General features: G+C 69.0%; 16 protein-coding genes. 4 read left to right on the forward strand and 12 right to left on the reverse strand.

Annotated features, from left to right (window positions below; translation table 11 throughout):
• Window positions 1–86: 86 nt before the first annotated feature.
• The 5 genes from ptsP to ACWH49_RS07725 all read right to left on the reverse strand — a co-directional run bounded on the left by ptsP (window position 87) and on the right by ACWH49_RS07725 (window position 4,492).
• The gene (ptsP, locus tag ACWH49_RS07705; RefSeq protein WP_448170921.1) at window positions 87–1,886 is read right to left on the reverse strand and encodes a phosphoenolpyruvate--protein phosphotransferase; all 1,800 of its coding nucleotides are present in this window, start codon (window positions 1,884–1,886) and stop codon (window positions 87–89) included.
• 84 nt (window positions 1,887–1,970) lie between these two features.
• Window positions 1,971–2,240, reverse strand: coding sequence for an HPr family phosphocarrier protein (locus ACWH49_RS07710; RefSeq protein ID WP_056465806.1), 270 nt, complete (start codon window positions 2,238–2,240; stop codon window positions 1,971–1,973).
• On the reverse strand, window positions 2,209–2,658 hold the full coding sequence (locus tag ACWH49_RS07715; protein WP_448170922.1) for a PTS sugar transporter subunit IIA: 450 nt from the start codon (window positions 2,656–2,658) through the stop codon (window positions 2,209–2,211). Before ACWH49_RS07715 ends, ACWH49_RS07710 begins: the two co-directional genes overlap by 32 nt.
• A 29-nt stretch (window positions 2,659–2,687) precedes the next feature.
• Window positions 2,688–3,965, reverse strand: a complete 1,278-nt coding sequence (locus ACWH49_RS07720; protein WP_448170923.1) for an MFS transporter — start codon at window positions 3,963–3,965, stop codon at window positions 2,688–2,690.
• A complete protein-coding gene (locus tag ACWH49_RS07725; protein ID WP_448170924.1) occupies window positions 3,962–4,492 on the reverse strand; it encodes a hypothetical protein in 531 nt (176 codons plus the stop codon). Before ACWH49_RS07725 ends, ACWH49_RS07720 begins: the two co-directional genes overlap by 4 nt.
• Before the next feature lie 37 nt (window positions 4,493–4,529).
• Between ACWH49_RS07725 and ACWH49_RS07730 the strand changes: the two genes are divergently transcribed.
• The 3 genes from ACWH49_RS07730 to ACWH49_RS07740 all read left to right on the forward strand — a co-directional run bounded on the left by ACWH49_RS07730 (window position 4,530) and on the right by ACWH49_RS07740 (window position 7,597).
• Entirely contained in the window at window positions 4,530–5,819 is a 1,290-nt protein-coding gene (locus tag ACWH49_RS07730) for a CaiB/BaiF CoA transferase family protein (RefSeq protein WP_448170925.1), read from the forward strand.
• Between the two features lies 1 nt (window position 5,820).
• On the forward strand, window positions 5,821–6,285 hold the full coding sequence (locus ACWH49_RS07735; protein ID WP_448170926.1) for a SoxW family protein: 465 nt from the start codon (window positions 5,821–5,823) through the stop codon (window positions 6,283–6,285).
• 157 nt (window positions 6,286–6,442) lie between these two features.
• The gene (locus ACWH49_RS07740; protein ID WP_448170927.1) at window positions 6,443–7,597 is read left to right on the forward strand and encodes a hypothetical protein; all 1,155 of its coding nucleotides are present in this window, start codon (window positions 6,443–6,445) and stop codon (window positions 7,595–7,597) included.
• Between the two features lie 3 nt (window positions 7,598–7,600).
• Here ACWH49_RS07740 and ACWH49_RS07745 read toward each other — a convergent pair whose 3' ends face one another.
• Window positions 7,601–8,296 (reverse strand): DUF4197 domain-containing protein, encoded by a 696-nt coding sequence (locus ACWH49_RS07745; protein ID WP_448170928.1) that lies wholly within the window; start codon window positions 8,294–8,296, stop codon window positions 7,601–7,603.
• 12 nt (window positions 8,297–8,308) lie between these two features.
• Between ACWH49_RS07745 and ACWH49_RS07750 the strand changes: the two genes are divergently transcribed.
• The gene (locus tag ACWH49_RS07750) at window positions 8,309–8,818 is read left to right on the forward strand and encodes a TlpA family protein disulfide reductase (RefSeq protein ID WP_448170929.1); all 510 of its coding nucleotides are present in this window, start codon (window positions 8,309–8,311) and stop codon (window positions 8,816–8,818) included.
• Window positions 8,819–8,836: 18 nt separating this feature from the next.
• Here ACWH49_RS07750 and ACWH49_RS07755 read toward each other — a convergent pair whose 3' ends face one another.
• Genes ACWH49_RS07755 through ACWH49_RS07780 form a run of 6 tightly spaced genes read right to left on the reverse strand, consistent with a single transcriptional unit; the run spans window position 8,837 to window position 13,937 of the window.
• Window positions 8,837–9,817, reverse strand: a complete 981-nt coding sequence (locus tag ACWH49_RS07755; protein ID WP_448170930.1) for a hypothetical protein — start codon at window positions 9,815–9,817, stop codon at window positions 8,837–8,839.
• A gap of 24 nt (window positions 9,818–9,841) precedes the next feature.
• Window positions 9,842–10,837: a lipoyl synthase gene (gene lipA / locus ACWH49_RS07760; protein ID WP_448170931.1), complete on the reverse strand. Its 996-nt coding sequence runs from the start codon at window positions 10,835–10,837 to the stop codon at window positions 9,842–9,844.
• A 13-nt stretch (window positions 10,838–10,850) separates the two neighbouring features.
• Window positions 10,851–11,519 (reverse strand): lipoyl(octanoyl) transferase LipB, encoded by a 669-nt coding sequence (gene lipB / locus ACWH49_RS07765; protein ID WP_448170932.1) that lies wholly within the window; start codon window positions 11,517–11,519, stop codon window positions 10,851–10,853.
• Window positions 11,516–11,809, reverse strand: a complete 294-nt coding sequence (locus tag ACWH49_RS07770) for a YbeD family protein (protein WP_448170933.1) — start codon at window positions 11,807–11,809, stop codon at window positions 11,516–11,518. The genes lipB and ACWH49_RS07770 overlap by 4 nt, the downstream gene beginning before the upstream one ends.
• 37 nt (window positions 11,810–11,846) lie before the next feature.
• Window positions 11,847–12,734, reverse strand: coding sequence for a D-amino acid aminotransferase (locus tag ACWH49_RS07775; protein ID WP_448170934.1), 888 nt, complete (start codon window positions 12,732–12,734; stop codon window positions 11,847–11,849).
• A gap of 30 nt (window positions 12,735–12,764) precedes the next feature.
• Window positions 12,765–13,937 (reverse strand): D-alanyl-D-alanine carboxypeptidase family protein, encoded by a 1,173-nt coding sequence (locus ACWH49_RS07780; RefSeq protein ID WP_448170935.1) that lies wholly within the window; start codon window positions 13,935–13,937, stop codon window positions 12,765–12,767.

Raw genomic sequence — 13,937 nt, forward strand, 5'->3', positions numbered from 1 at the left:
TGCCTGTCTTGATCAGCGAAGCCCACGACTGTAGCACAGCATTTGGAGCCTTCGCAACCGCCGCGTAGATTTTTCTCGGGGCATGCCTACGACGCGTTTGCCGTCACCACCCGGCGCCCTGGAGAAAGCAGACGGCTCACCTCTTCGCAGGCACGTTGCGGATCGTCGGAGGAGAGGATGGCCTCCAGGTGAGATGCCCAACGTCGGGCCTCCGTGCGCAAGACGTTCTGCTTGATCGATGCGATTTGCGAAGGGTGCATGGACAGGCTGCGCAGCCCCATGGCCAGCAGGAGCTGCGTGAAATCGGGGTCCCCCGCCATCTCGCCGCACACGCTCACATGCTTGTTGGCGGCGCGCGCCTGCGCAATCACGCGGGCGAGCAGACCCAGCACGGCCGGGTGCCACGGGTCATACAGGTGGGCCACCGCCTCGTCGGCGCGATCGATCGCCAGGGTGTACTGGATCAGGTCGTTGGTGCCGATCGACACGAAGTCGAAGTGGCGCAGAAACGTCGGCAGCATCAGTGCCGCGGCCGGCACTTCGATCATCGCGCCCACATCGATGTCGGTGTAGGTCCTGCCCGCTTCATTGAGCTGCTGCCGGGCGCGCGTCAGCGCATCGAGCGTCAGGCGGACCTCGCTGAGGTGCGCGACCATGGGGATCAGGAGCCGCACCTTGCCGTAGGCGCTGGCACGCAGGATGGCCCGCAGCTGCTGGCGGAACATTCCCGGCTCCGACAGGCTCCAGCGGATCGCGCGCAGGCCGAGCGCCGGATTCAGGGCGTGGTCGTGGCGCAGTTCGTTGGCCGACATGCGTTCCAGTGGCTTGTCGGCGCCAATGTCGACCGTGCGGATCGTGACGGGCAGCCCCTTCATCGATTCGACCGCGGCACGATAAGCCTCGAATTGCTCGTCCTCGCCCGGAAGCTCGCCGTCGCGGTTCATGAACAGGAACTCGCTGCGGAACAGCCCAACCCCGACCGCCCCCGCCTCCAGCGCGGCGATCGCGTCGCTCGGCATCTCGATGTTCGCGAGCAGTTCGACGCGCTCCCCGTCCAGCGTGACGGCCGGCGTGTGCCGCAGCCGCGCGAGCCGCTCGCGGCCCAGATCGCTCTGGCGCTGCCGGAAACGGTACTCCTCGAGAACGATGGGCGACGGATCGACGATCACGATGCCCGCATCGCCGTCGATGATGATCCAGTCGTCCTGGCGGATGATGCGGCTCGCTTCGCGCGCGCCGACGACCGCCGGGATGTCCATGCTGCGCGCGACGATCGCAGTGTGCGAGGTCTTGCCGCCCACGTCGGTGATGAAGCCGGTGAACACGCTGCGCTTGAACTGCAACATGTCGGCCGGCGCAATGTCGTTCGCCACGAGCACGAGAGGATCCTCGCCGGCGAAATCGCGCGGCCGCACGCCCGGCGCCGGAGCGAACGATGACGCCGGCCCGCGGGCCATGGCCCGCAGCAGGCGCTCGACCACCTGCTCGAGATCGGCCTTGCGCTCTCGGAGGTACTCGTCCTCCATCTCGTCGAACTGGCGCGCCAAGACTTCCAGCTGCGCAGACAAGGCCCATTCGGCGTTGTAGTGGCGATCGTGGATCCACTGCTTGGTGGCGCCGGTGAGCGTGTCGTCGTGCAGCAGCATCAGGTGCACGTCGAGCAGGGCGGACAACTCGGCCGGCGCCTCGGGAGGCAGGTCTCGCTGCAAGGTCGTGAGCTCGTCGGCCACGGCATCGCGGGCGACGCGCAGGCGGGCCACTTCGCCCTCGACGCGGTCCTCGTCGATGAAGTAGTGAGCGACGTCAACCCGACTCGACGCCACGAGCACGGCGCGTCCGATCGCGACGCCGCGTGACACCGGCAAGCCGAACACCTGGAAGCTCATGCGACCGATGCTAGCAGCGCCGGATGGGGGAACCAGGGCGGATTTGCCCCTGTGATGTCGGGTTGTCAGGCCGCCAGCAGGCGCCTATTGACCTTCGCCGAACTTGTCGTTGATCAGCGCGATCAGCCCCGCCATCGCGGCCTGCTCGTCGGGCCCATCGACCTCCAGCTCGACGACGCTGCCGACGCCCGCGGCAAGCATCATCACACCCATGATGCTCTTGGCGTTGACCCGGCGGTCGTTGCGAGACATGAACACGTCGCTCTTGAAGCTGCCGGCGAGCTTGGTCAGCTTGGCGGAGGCGCGGGCGTGGAGCCCGAGCTTATTGCTGATGGTGATGCTTTGCTTGATCATTTCCGCCCGGTTTGAGGGTCTGGTTCTGCGGTTTGGAGGTCGCGACCTGCATCACGCCCTGCGTCGCACCCGACACGGCGCGCATCACCACCGCCTCGAGCGGTTCGGTGGCGTAACAGAGCGCGCGCCAGAGCATGGGGACGTTGACGCCGGCGATCACTCGCACCTGCGTGCCGTCACCCAGGCGCTGCGCGACATTGCAGGGGGTCGCACCGAACACATCGGTGAAGATCAGTGCATCGGGGTGACGCACGCGCGCCAGCATTGCCCGGGCCTGGGCCTCGACTTCTTCGACCGGCGTATCCGGCGCGACATCGAGCGCTTCGAGCAGTCGGGAGCAGTCCGGGAACGTGTGCTCGGCCACGGCCTTCAGCGCGGACGCCAATGGCGCATGGGCGATGATCATCAGTCCGGGCATGGCGACAAATTATCGGCAGTTCACAGTGGTCAATGAGGTTTCGCGGGCGGCGAAGGCTCGGCCCGACACAAAAACCACACATAGGAGGCGACGCAGCACATCAGCAACAACGCGAAACCACCCCGGTAGGCCGACAGGGTGTCCCACCCCGCGGCGCGCAGCAGGTCGATCGCGATCCCGATTCCCCACTGCAGGCTGAACACGCCGAGGAAGATCACCAGGTTGTAGGCCGATAGCGCCCGCCCGGCGAGATTCGCCGGCAGCGCGAGCCCGACCGCCGGCTGCGACAGCGACACGACCGAACAGCCGACGCAAAACAGCACCCAGACCCACGCACCCGCTGCGCTCCCCAGGCCGATCGCCAGCCCGAGCGCGACGAGGCTCAGCGGCGCGCCGACGGCGATCAGGCGCTGTGCCGACCACCCCCGCGCGTACAACCGCGGCACGAAGCTGCCCCAGGCCATGAAGCTCAACAGCATCGCCATGTTGATCGTGAACAGTCCCTGGGCGGCCTGCGCGGCCGTCCACCCGCAGACCTCGATCAGCCACGGCCCGGCCCACAGCGACTGCACGGCGATCAAGCCGCCATAGTGAAAGAAGCCCATCGGCGCGAGCCGCAGGAATGTCGGGTGGCGCCACACCGCGGCATAGCTCCCGCTCACCGCTGTCCCGGCCCCGCCGGCGCTCGCCGGGACGGCCGCCGGCGCATCGGGCGGCACGAAACGCGCAATCGCCAGCATCGACAACACCATCCACGCCGCGATCGCCCAGAACAGCCCGCGCCAGCCCAGGGTCGGGAGCAGCCACTGGACCGGCAGCGTCGACGCGACCATCCCCACCGAGCCGGACATCAGCATCCACGAGTTGGCGCGCAGCTGCGCCACGGGGTCGAAACTGCGCCGGAACGCCGTCAGCGGCGCCATCAGGCAGGCACTCACGCCAACACCGATCAGCGCCCGCGCCAGCGCCAGGCCGAGAAAGTCGCGCGCCAGCGCGAAGGCGGCGCTGCCGATCACGGCCACCGCGAGAAATCCCAGCTGCACGCGCTTCGGGCCGACGCGGTCGAGCGCGCGGCCCAGCGGCAGTTGCGTTGTCGCGAAGCCGAGGAAGAACGCGCCGCCGAGCAGCCCGAGGTCGCCTGCCGTGAGGCCGAGCTCGGCCGTGAACAACGGCGCCAGCGTCGCGGTCACGCCGCGAACCAGAGCCGAGATGAAGTAGCTGAATGCAAAGATCAGGAACACCGCGACCGCCTGGCGGCCGGCGACGCGCGACGAGGCGTGGGTGACCGCGGCCGCAGCGCCGCTCATGCGGGGAACTTCAGCCCGGCAATGAACGCATCGACCGCAGCGGGCGGCGGCTGAGTGCCGATCACGCTGGCCTGGTAGACGCGCCGGCCGCGCACGAAGAACGCGGCATGCTCCTGGACCGCGGCGCCGTCGGGCAGGCGCCCGGACACGCTCAGCCGGGTCGCCTGTGCGTTGGGCGTCATGCCGCGGATCTGCAGCGGCGACAGCTGCGGCGCCGCGCCTTGCAGGTTGCCCACCGCGAGCTGGCGCAACGCGGTCAGCGTCTCGGCGACGCGCGCCGGATCGTCGACGTCGACGAACGCCAGCGCGAAGGTCGCCTCGCCGGCGCTGCAGGCCAGCATCTGCATCGGCGCGGCCGCACCGGCCAGCATGACCCGACGGGCGACGCGATCCGGGCGGCATGGAAAACTCACCGTCACGTCGGTCCCCTCGGGCACGAACTCGCGCCAGTCGAGGGCCGGCGAGCAGCCCGCCCCAGCCCCCGCGGCGAGGGCGATCAAAGCGGCGTGGAGACGGCGGAGGCGCATCACGGCATTATCCCGACGCTGCTTCACAATCGTCGGCATGACGACCGAAGCCACTCCTTCCGCCTCCGCACAGCCGCTGTCCGGCGTGCGCGTGCTCGACTTGTCGCGGGTGCTGGCCGGCCCCTGGTGCACGCAGACGCTGGCCGATCTCGGCGCCGACGTGATCAAGGTCGAGCGGCCCGCCACGGTCGGTGCCGACGGACGTCGCAGCGGCGGCGACGACACCCGCGGCTGGGGTCCGCCGTTCCTGAAGGACGAGCACGGCGCCGACACGCTCGAGGCCGCCTACTACCTCGGCACCAACCGCAACAAGCGCTCGATCACCGTCGACATCGCGCGGCCCGGGGGCCAGGCACTGATCCGTCGCATGGCACTGCGCAGCGACGTCTTCGTCGAGAACTACAAGGTCGGCGACATGGCCCGCTATGGCCTCGATCACGCCAGCCTCAGCGACCTCAACCCGCGGCTGATCTACTGCTCCGTCACCGGCTTCGGCCAGACCGGACCGTACCGCGAGCGCGCCGGCTACGACTATGCGATCCAGGGCATGGGCGGTCTGATGAGCGTGACTGGCCCGTCGCGCGCCGAGATCGCGGACGATGCACCCGGAGGCGGCCCGCAGAAAGTCGGCGTGGCGGTGGCCGACCTGTTCACCGGCATGTACGCGACCACCGCGATCCTCGCCGCGCTGCGCCACCGCGATCTCACCGGTGTCGGCCAAGCGATCGACATGGCCCTGCTCGACACCCAGGTCGCGATGCTCGCGAACCTCGGCGCCAACTACCTGACCACCGGCGTCGCGCCGCAGCGGGTCGGCAACGCGCACCAGAACATCGTGCCGTACCAGGTGTTCGAGGTCCGTGACGGCCACATGATCCTGGCGGTCGGCAACGACAGCCAGTTCGTTAAGTTCTGCGAGGTCGCCGGCCAGCCGCAGCTCGCGCGCGACCCGCGCTATGCCCGCAACGCCGACCGCGTGCGCCACCGCGCCGAGTTGGTGCCGCTGCTGGCGGCGCTGATGAAGTCGCGCACGCGGGCCGACTGGCTCGAGTCCCTCGAGGCGGCCAAGGTGCCGTGCGGCCCGATCAACGACCTGGACGACGTGTTCGCCGATCCCCAGGTCGCGCAACGCGGCATGACGGTCGAGATGCCCCATCCGCAGGCGGGGCGGGTCCGGCTGGTCGCCAGCCCGATGAAGTTCTCGGCCACACCGGTGCAGTACCGCCGCCCGCCCCCGCTGCTCGGCGAGCACACGATCGAGGTGCTGCGCGAGTTCGATCTGGACGACGCGGCGATCGAGGCCCTGCGCGCGGCCCGGGCGATCTGACATGGCGCCGTGGACGCGCCGCCGCTGCCTGGCGCTGGCCGCCGCGCTGCCGCTGGTCGCGTCCGCCCAGGAGCTGGCACTGCCGCGCCCGGCTTCCCTGCCGGCCGAGGCGCAGGCCGCCGCCGGCCGCGGCGAAGCGCTGATCGTGCTTGTCAGCCTGCCGGGCTGTCCGTATTGCGAGCAAATCCGGCGCGCTCACCTGGCGCCGCTGGCTGCCGGCGGCGGCGTGGTGCAAATCGACGTGGGCAGCGACCGCCCGCTGGTCGACTTCGACGGCGCCGCCCGCACCCACGACGCCTGGGCGCGGGCGCGGGAGGCCCGTTTCACGCCCACCGTGCTGTTCCTCGGCCCGCGCGGCGACAAACTCGCGCAGCGCCTCGTCGGGGCCGGAGTGCCGGACTTCTACGGCGCCTACCTGGAACAACGAATCGTGACGGCGCGCAGCGTTCTGTCTCGCCAACGCTGAATCCGAACACCCAAGCGTGACATCTTTACCCCCCTGGACACGAAAAATCGCGAACTCGGGGCTGGCGCCGAATCGCGAGCCGCCCGAAACTCCTTGTAACGCCTGTCCCCACTGGGGCCGAGACCAAATCGCCGGGCGAACAAGACAAGGAACACCCATGGGGATGCCCCAAACAACGCGCGTTGCGGCCTCTCGCGCCACCGCGCGCACGCTTCCGGGCGACGGTTCGCCCGCGGAGCACGAGCGCTGGCACGACCTGGTGTCGCAGATCGGAGCCGAGGTCGCCGCGCCGTTGACCGCGGCACTCGAGCGCATCAATGCACTGACCAGCACCGGCCGCATCGACCGCGCCGCGCTGCGCGCGCTGCGCGACGAGGTCGAGGCCGCACGCCAGGCCGGCATGATCGGCCAGCAGCTGACGCGCTTCGCGTCCGGTCGCCTGCGCCAGTCGCACGAGCGGCTGCAGCTCGCCGACGTGCTGCACGGCGTGATCGCGCACCGCACCCGCGAGACCACCGCCCGGGGGCTTGTCGTCCGGCCGGTGCTCAAGCCGGTCGAGGTCATCGTCGATGCGTCGCTGCTGTTCAGCCTGCTGAATTCGACGGTGGACTGGGCGCTGGCCAATGCGCAGTCGCAGATCGACATCGCGATCGACATCAAGACCTGGCCGGCCCACGCACTGCTGACCTGCCGCTTCGCGCACCGCCCGGCGGACGAATTGGCGGACGACGCCGCGGCGCCGGTGCCCGCGAGCCTCGATTCGCTGACCTGGCGCCTGCTCGAGCAGACCGCGTGGACGATGGGCCTGATCGTCGAGCGCCGCGACGAGGCGCACAAGACCCTGCTGACGCTGGAGTTCCCGCGCACCGCGAGCAGCGTGATCGAGGGCGTCAGCACGATGGAGCTGAACGAGGGCTTCGCGCCGTCGGCCAATTCGCAGCCGCTCGCCGGCAGCCACGTGCTCGTGATCAGCGCCCGCCGCGACGTGCGGGCGCAGATCCGCGAGTCCCTGCGTCACATGAGCCTGATCATCGACTTCGTCAATTCGGTCGACGAGGCTGCGGCGTTCTGCAGCGAGGGCCTGCCGCACGCCGTGATCATCGAATCGATCCAGTCGGGCGAGCGCTTTCAGCACTTTCGCGCCGAGATCGCGGCGGAGGTGCCCGACTTCGTGTTCATCGAGCTCGTCGAACAGGGCAAGGGCACGGAAATGTCGGGGTTCGCCGGCGCGTCGATGGCGCGCGTCGGGCGCGACGCGATCGCCGCGTCGCTGCCATCGATGCTGATGTTCGAGCTGTCGAAGAGCCTCTGAACGCTACTTCAGCGAGCCGAACACCTTCTTGAGGATCGCGCTGCCGGTGCCCACCGGGTCCTGGCGGATCTTGCGCTCCTCCTCGCCGATCATCAGGTAGAGGCCGTCGAGCGACTTGCCGGTCACGTACTGCTGGAGGTTGGCGTCCTCCTTGCGCACCAGCCCGAGGCCCGACGCCTTGCCGGCCAGCGCGTTGTATTTCTCGGCCAGCGCCACCTTCTCGGTCGCCCGGGTCACGATCGGCAGGAAGGTGATCGACAGCGGTCCGCGCGTCTTGCCGGCGAAGAACTGGGTGACGGCGTTGTCGCCCCCGGTCAGGATCTGGCGGCCGTCCTCGACGCTCATGGACTTGACCGCGTTGATCAGCAGGCTCTTCGCCTGCGGCACGGCCGCCTCGGCGGCCCGGTTCATCGCGGTCACCAGTTCGTCGACCCGCTTCTGTTGCCCGGTGAACTTCGCGACCTTGGCCGCCTCGTTCAGGAAGCCAGGCAGCGGGATGCGCACCTTCGGGTTGTCGAGAAATCCACCGTTGCGACCGAGCATCGCCACCGCCGAGGTCGCGCCGCGTTCCAGCGCCGCGCGCACGCCCAGCGCCGCATCGCTTTCGGTGATGCCGGCGGCGACGGCCGGCCGCCAGGCCGCCAGTGCCCACAGCCCGGCCGCGGAGAACACGCCTGACGTAAAATTTCGACGCTGCATTGAAAGACTCCCGTGAAACCTGCCAAGACCATTGCCTCCGTCATTGTGGCCCTCGTGCTCGGCGTGGGCGGTTACCTGACGTTCGCGGCGCTGAACGGCGGCACGCCGGCGCCGAATGTCTCGTACACGTTGCTGGACGGCAGCAAGTCGACGCTGAACCAGCAGCACGGCAAGGTCATGCTGGTGAACTTCTGGGCGACCGACTGCACCACCTGCGTCAAGGAAATGCCCAACATCGTCGCCACGCACGAGAAGTACAAGGCGCGCGGCTACGACACGCTGGCCGTGGCGATGAGCTACAACCCGCCGGCCTACGTGATCAACTTCGCCGAGACGCGCAAGCTGCCGTTCGGCGTGGCGATCGACAACACCGGCGAGATCGCCAAGTCTTTCGGCCCCGTGCAGCTCACCCCCACGAGCGTGCTGATCAACAAGCGCGGCGAAATCGTCAAGCGCTATGTCGGCGAGCCCGATTTCGCGGCGCTGCACCAGCTGGTCGAGAAGCTCCTCGCCGAAAGCTGATTCCGCCGCGCCGCGCGTTCAGCCGCGCGGCCAGAAATACCAGACGAACCAGATCGCCAGCGCGATGAACACCGCGCGCACCGGGTTCGTGCCGCGGCTGAACAGCGAACTCCAGTCGAACTCGTCGTCGACCGGCTCCGGTCGCCGCTGCGCGCTCGCTTCCATTTCGGCGGCCCAGGCGCGGCGGCGCGGTATGTCCTCGCCGAGCGCGTCGAGCCGGCGCTTCACCACCGCCGGCGCCGGCTTCGCGGCGTGCGCGCGCAGCGCTGGTGCGAGCGCATCGACCTGCGCGTGGGCGTCCGCCAACCGGTTGATCGCCAGCGTGGCGCCGCAGGTCCCGCACGCCAGCGACTTGCCCCGCGGCAGCGCCGCACCGCACGCTACGCATTGCAGCGCCGCCTGCTCGGCCGGGGTGCCATGGACCGCGTGCGGCGCGATCGCTCCCTCCGGGTCGAGCGCGCGTGCGAGCCGCGCCACGTCGAGCAGGCTGGCCACCGACTGGCAGTAAGCGCAGCGTTCGTCGTCGGCCCCGACCGCAGCGCCGCAATTCACGCAATCGATGCGGCCGTTCTGCTCGATCAGGCGGGCGCGGTCGAGCGCGGACATCGGCCGCAGCAGCCCCTTTTCCTGCAGGAACTGCGCGAACGACTGGTAGGCGCCGTGCCGCACCAGGCATTCGAGCTGCAGCGACCGCCCCCAGCGCGTCTGGTTGTGGATGGTCTTGAGGCCGCCGCTGCAACGCGGGCACGCCGCCTCCTTGCGCAGCACTTCGTGCGCGAGCCGCTGCATGCCGGCCATCTCGCCGATCAGCGCGAGCAGCGCCGGGCCGTTCAGGCGCGCGGTCTCGGTGCTGTCGAACCAGACCAGGTGGCAGCCGGCGCAGACGTCGAGCTCGACCGGCATGCCGTAGTGGCTCGGCAGCGTCAGCCGCCGCATCGGCTCGCGGCAGTTGCCGCACGGCAGCGTCGCTTCGACGAAGGGCGCCGTGAAGGCGGACACGGCGTCGGTGCGTCGCCGCGGTGGTCAGGCCGCGCTCGGGGCCAGGCCGGCCGATTCGGCCTGCTTGTCGGCGTGGTAGCTGGAACGCACCATCGCGCCCACGGCCGCGTGCGTGAAGCCCATCGCCGCGGCCTCGCGCTCGAACATCCTGAACGTGTCCGGGTGCACGTAACGCTTGACCGGGAGGTGGTGACCGCTCGGCGCGAGGTACTGGCCGATCGTCAGCATGTCGATGCCGTGTTCGCGCATGTCGCGCATGACTTGCAGGATCTCGTCGTCGGTCTCGCCCAGGCCGACCATCAGGCCGCTCTTGGTCGGCACGTGCGGCGCGAATTCCTTGAAGCGCTTCAGCAGGTTCAGCGAATAGGCGTAGTCGGAGCCGGGGCGCGCTTCCTTGTAGAGGCGCGGCGCGGTCTCGAGGTTGTGGTTCATCACGTCGGGCGGCGCGGCCTTCAGGATCTCGAGCGCGCGGTCCATGCGGCCGCGGAAGTCCGGCGTCAGGATCTCGATCTGCGTCTGCGGCGACAGGGCGCGAACCTGGCGGATGCAGTCGACGAAGTGACCCGCGCCGCCGTCGCGCAGGTCGTCGCGGTCGACGCTGGTGATCACCACGTACTTCAGGCGCAGCGCCGCGATCGTCTTCGCCAAGTTGGCCGGTTCATCGGCATCGAGGGGGTCGGGCCGGCCGTGGCCGACGTCGCAAAAGGGGCAACGCCGCGTGCACTTGTCGCCCATGATCATGAAGGTGGCCGTGCCCTTGCCGAAGCACTCGCCGATGTTCGGGCACGAGGCCTCCTCGCAGACGGTGTGCAGCTTGTGCTCGCGCAGGATGGACTTGATCTCGTAGAAGCGCGTCGACGGCGAGCCGGCCTTGACGCGGATCCAGTCCGGCTTCTTCAGCGCTTCCGCGGGCACGATCTTGATCGGGATGCGCGCGGTCTTGGCCTGCGACTTCTGCTTGGCCGTGGCGTCGTAGCCTTCCGCCGGGGCGGCGTCGCGGGTCACGTTCGTGGTGCTCATGGGCGCTTTCTGGTCAGGGGCGCAGGCCGTTCGCGAGGTGGCGGCCGAAGACCTCGGCCACCTCGCCGGTCGAGGCCGGAACGCCGATTGTAGAAAGGTCCACGGTCCGCAGCCCGGCGTAGCCGCAGGGGTTGATGCCCTCGAAGGGTCGCAGGTCCATCGCGACGTTCAGCGCCACGCCGTGGTACGTGCAGTGGCGAGTGACCTTGATGCCGAGCGCCGCGATCTTGCCGAGCCCCTCGAACGGGTCGGCGCGTGGGCCCGTCAGCGCGGCGTGGCCGAACGGGTCAGCGAGATTGACGTAGATGCCGGGGGCCCCGGCGACACGGTGGCCGGTGACGCCGACATCCGCCAGCGTCTTCAGCACCGCCTGTTCGAGGCGGAAGACGAACTCCTTGACGTAGATGCCGAGCCGCCGCAGGTCGATCAACGGGTACGCGACCACCTGCCCCGGCCCGTGGTACGTGACCTGCCCGCCGCGGTTGGTCTGCACGACCGGGATGCCGTGCGCTGCCAGCACATGCTCGGGTTGGCCGGCCAGGCCCTGGGTGTAGACGGGCGGGTGCTCGCACAACCAGATCTCGTCGGGCATGTAGTGCGTGCGCGCTTCGGTGAACGCCCGCATCGCGGCGAGCGTCGGCTCGTAGTCGACGCGGCCGAGTGCGCGCAGCACCGCGCTCACAGCACCATCTTCACCATCGGGTGCGTGCTGAGCGTGCGGTACAGCTCGTCGAGCTGCTCGCGGCTGGTGGCGGTGATGTGCAGCGTCACGCCCAGGTACTTGTCGCCCTTGCTCGGGCGCAGCTCGACTGTCGCGGCGTCGAACGCCGGGTCGAACTGCTCGGCGATCGTCGTCATCGCATGCACGAAGCCATCGACGTTCAGGCCCATCACCTTGATGGGGAACTGCGACGGGTACTCGATCAGCGACTGCTCGGGCGGGATGTCTTGCATCAGGGTGTCGGTTCGCATGCGGGCACAGGTGAGGCCGCGCCCGCGATTTTCCAGATCAGATCGATTGCAGCACCTTGGCCCCCTGGTAGGCCTCGAACAGCCGCGCGTAGACCGGCCCGGGCTTGCCGCGCAGGGCGCCGTGGCCGACCGGCTCGCCGTCGAGGCTGGTGACCGGGAGGATCTCCTTGGTCGCCGAGCTCAGCAGCACCTCGTCGGCCGAGAGCACGTCGGCCTCGGGGATCGGGCGCAGGTTGTAGGCGATGCCGACGTCCTCGCACAACTCACGGATCAGCTCGTACCGGATGCCCTCGAGCACGTGCTCGCTCTTCGGCGAACCGAGCACCGCGCCCTCGTGGACGATCCAGACGTTGCTCGCCGCCGCCTCGGTCAGGAACCCGTTGCGGAACATGATGGTCTCGGTCGCGCCCTTGTCGGCGGACATCTGCCGTGCCAGCACGTTGCCGAGCAGCGAGATGCTCTTGATGTCGCCGCGCTCCCAGCGGAAATCGCGCGCCGTGATGCAGGCGACGCCGGCGTGGCGCTGCTCGGGCGTGGCCGGCTTCATCGTGCTGCACATCATGAAGACGGTGGGCGTCACGTCGGCCGGGAACACGTGGTCGCGCAGTGCGACGCCACGGGTGATCTGGATGTAGACCAGCTGGTCCGGCCCGCCGCCCTTCTCGGCCAGCGCGACGAGCAGCGTGCGGCAGCGCTGCAGCCATTCCTCGCGGGTGTGCGGGTTGGCGATGCGCAGCTTCGTCAGGCTGCGGTCGAGCCGCGCCAGGTGCTCGTCGAAGCGGAACAGCTTGCCGCCGTAGGCCGGCACCACCTCGTAGATGCCGTCGCCGAAGATGAAGCCGCGGTCGAGCACGGAGACCTTCGCGTCGCGCAGCGGGGCGTACTCACCGTTCAGGTAGCACAGCGTGTCGGGAAGCATCTGCATGGTCGAACTCCTGGACGAAGGCGAAGACTACTACTTGATCCAGAGCCGCATCGCATCCCAGGCCCGGCCGAAGATGCCGGCCTGCTCGACCGCCTCCTGAACGACCAGCGGGACGTCGAGCACCGGCGCGCCGGACGCCGTGGCGACCTTGATCGTGCCGACGCGCTGGCCCTTCTCGAGCGGCGCCACCAGCGGATCGGTGCGCTCGATCTTCGTCGCGAGCTTGCCGCCCTCGCCCTTGGGCACGCTGACGAACAGGCCGCCGGCCGCGCCCAGCTTGGCCTCGGGCGCCTTGCCCTTCCAGACCGGCACCGTCGCGATCGCCTTCGCGTCGTCGAACAGGCGGATCGTGTCGAAGGCCGCGAAGCCCCAGTTCAGCAGCTTCTGACTTTCGCTGGCGCGGGCTTCCATCGAGGTCGTGTTCAGCACCACGGTCAGGATGCGCCGCTTCCCCGGGCCCTTGCCGTTGGCCGCCAGGTTCGGGAATTCGCGCTGCGCCGTGGCGATCAGGCAGTAGCCGGCGGCGTCGGTGTAGCCGGTCTTCAGGCCGTCGACGCTCGGGTCGCGACGCAGCAGCAGGTTGCGGTTCGGCTGGTTGATGTTGTTGTACTTGTATTCCTTGATCGAGTAGTACGCGAAGAACTCCGGGTAGTCGCGAATGATGTGCGTCGCGATCACGGCGAGGTCGCGGGCCGTGCTCTTGTGGCCGGCCTCGGTCAAACCGGTGACGTTCTTGAACACCGTGTTCTTCAGGCCGAACGCCTGGGCCTGGCGATTCATCATCGCGACGAACTGGTCGAGCGTGCCGCCGACCGCCTCGGCCAGCACCACGGCCGCGTCGTTGCCCGACTGCACGATCTCGCCCTTCAGCAGTTCCTCGACGGTCGGCGTCATGGTCGTGTCGATGAACATCAGCGAGCCGCCGGCCTTGCGCTCGTCCCACGCGCGCTTGCTGACCGGCAGCTTCTGGTCGAGCGTGAGCTTCTTGTCGTGGATCGCGGTGAAGACGACATACAGGCTCATCAGCTTGGTCAGCGAGGCCGGATCGGCCGAAGCATCGGCGTCGCGCTCGGCGAGCGTCTGGTTGCTGGTCAGGTCGAGCACGAGGAAGCTCTTGGCGGCCACTTCGGGCGGCTGCGGCACCTGGGCGTGCGCGGCGACCGCCACGACGAATGAAAGAGCGAGAGCAATGAGGCGTTTCAT

The sequence above is a fragment of the Rhizobacter fulvus genome (assembly GCF_964020785.1).

Coding starts and splice junctions, on each gene's coding strand:
- ACWH49_RS07780 (WP_448170935.1), bottom strand. CDS start 13,937: ATGAAACGCCTCATTGCTCTCGCTCTTTCATTCGTCGTGGCGGTCGCC.
- ACWH49_RS07725 (WP_448170924.1), bottom strand. CDS start 4,492: ATGCGCCTCCGCCGTCTCCACGCCGCTTTGATCGCCCTCGCCGCGGGG.
- ACWH49_RS07770 (WP_448170933.1), bottom strand. CDS start 11,809: ATGCGAACCGACACCCTGATGCAAGACATCCCGCCCGAGCAGTCGCTG.
- ACWH49_RS07710 (WP_056465806.1), bottom strand. CDS start 2,240: ATGATCAAGCAAAGCATCACCATCAGCAATAAGCTCGGGCTCCACGCC.
- ACWH49_RS07740 (WP_448170927.1), top strand. CDS start 6,443: ATGGGGATGCCCCAAACAACGCGCGTTGCGGCCTCTCGCGCCACCGCG.
- ACWH49_RS07730 (WP_448170925.1), top strand. CDS start 4,530: ATGACGACCGAAGCCACTCCTTCCGCCTCCGCACAGCCGCTGTCCGGC.
- ACWH49_RS07715 (WP_448170922.1), bottom strand. CDS start 2,658: ATGCCCGGACTGATGATCATCGCCCATGCGCCATTGGCGTCCGCGCTG.
- ACWH49_RS07745 (WP_448170928.1), bottom strand. CDS start 8,296: ATGCAGCGTCGAAATTTTACGTCAGGCGTGTTCTCCGCGGCCGGGCTG.
- ACWH49_RS07735 (WP_448170926.1), top strand. CDS start 5,821: ATGGCGCCGTGGACGCGCCGCCGCTGCCTGGCGCTGGCCGCCGCGCTG.
- ptsP (WP_448170921.1), bottom strand. CDS start 1,886: ATGAGCTTCCAGGTGTTCGGCTTGCCGGTGTCACGCGGCGTCGCGATC.
- ACWH49_RS07720 (WP_448170923.1), bottom strand. CDS start 3,965: ATGAGCGGCGCTGCGGCCGCGGTCACCCACGCCTCGTCGCGCGTCGCC.
- lipA (WP_448170931.1), bottom strand. CDS start 10,837: ATGAGCACCACGAACGTGACCCGCGACGCCGCCCCGGCGGAAGGCTAC.
- ACWH49_RS07775 (WP_448170934.1), bottom strand. CDS start 12,734: ATGCAGATGCTTCCCGACACGCTGTGCTACCTGAACGGTGAGTACGCC.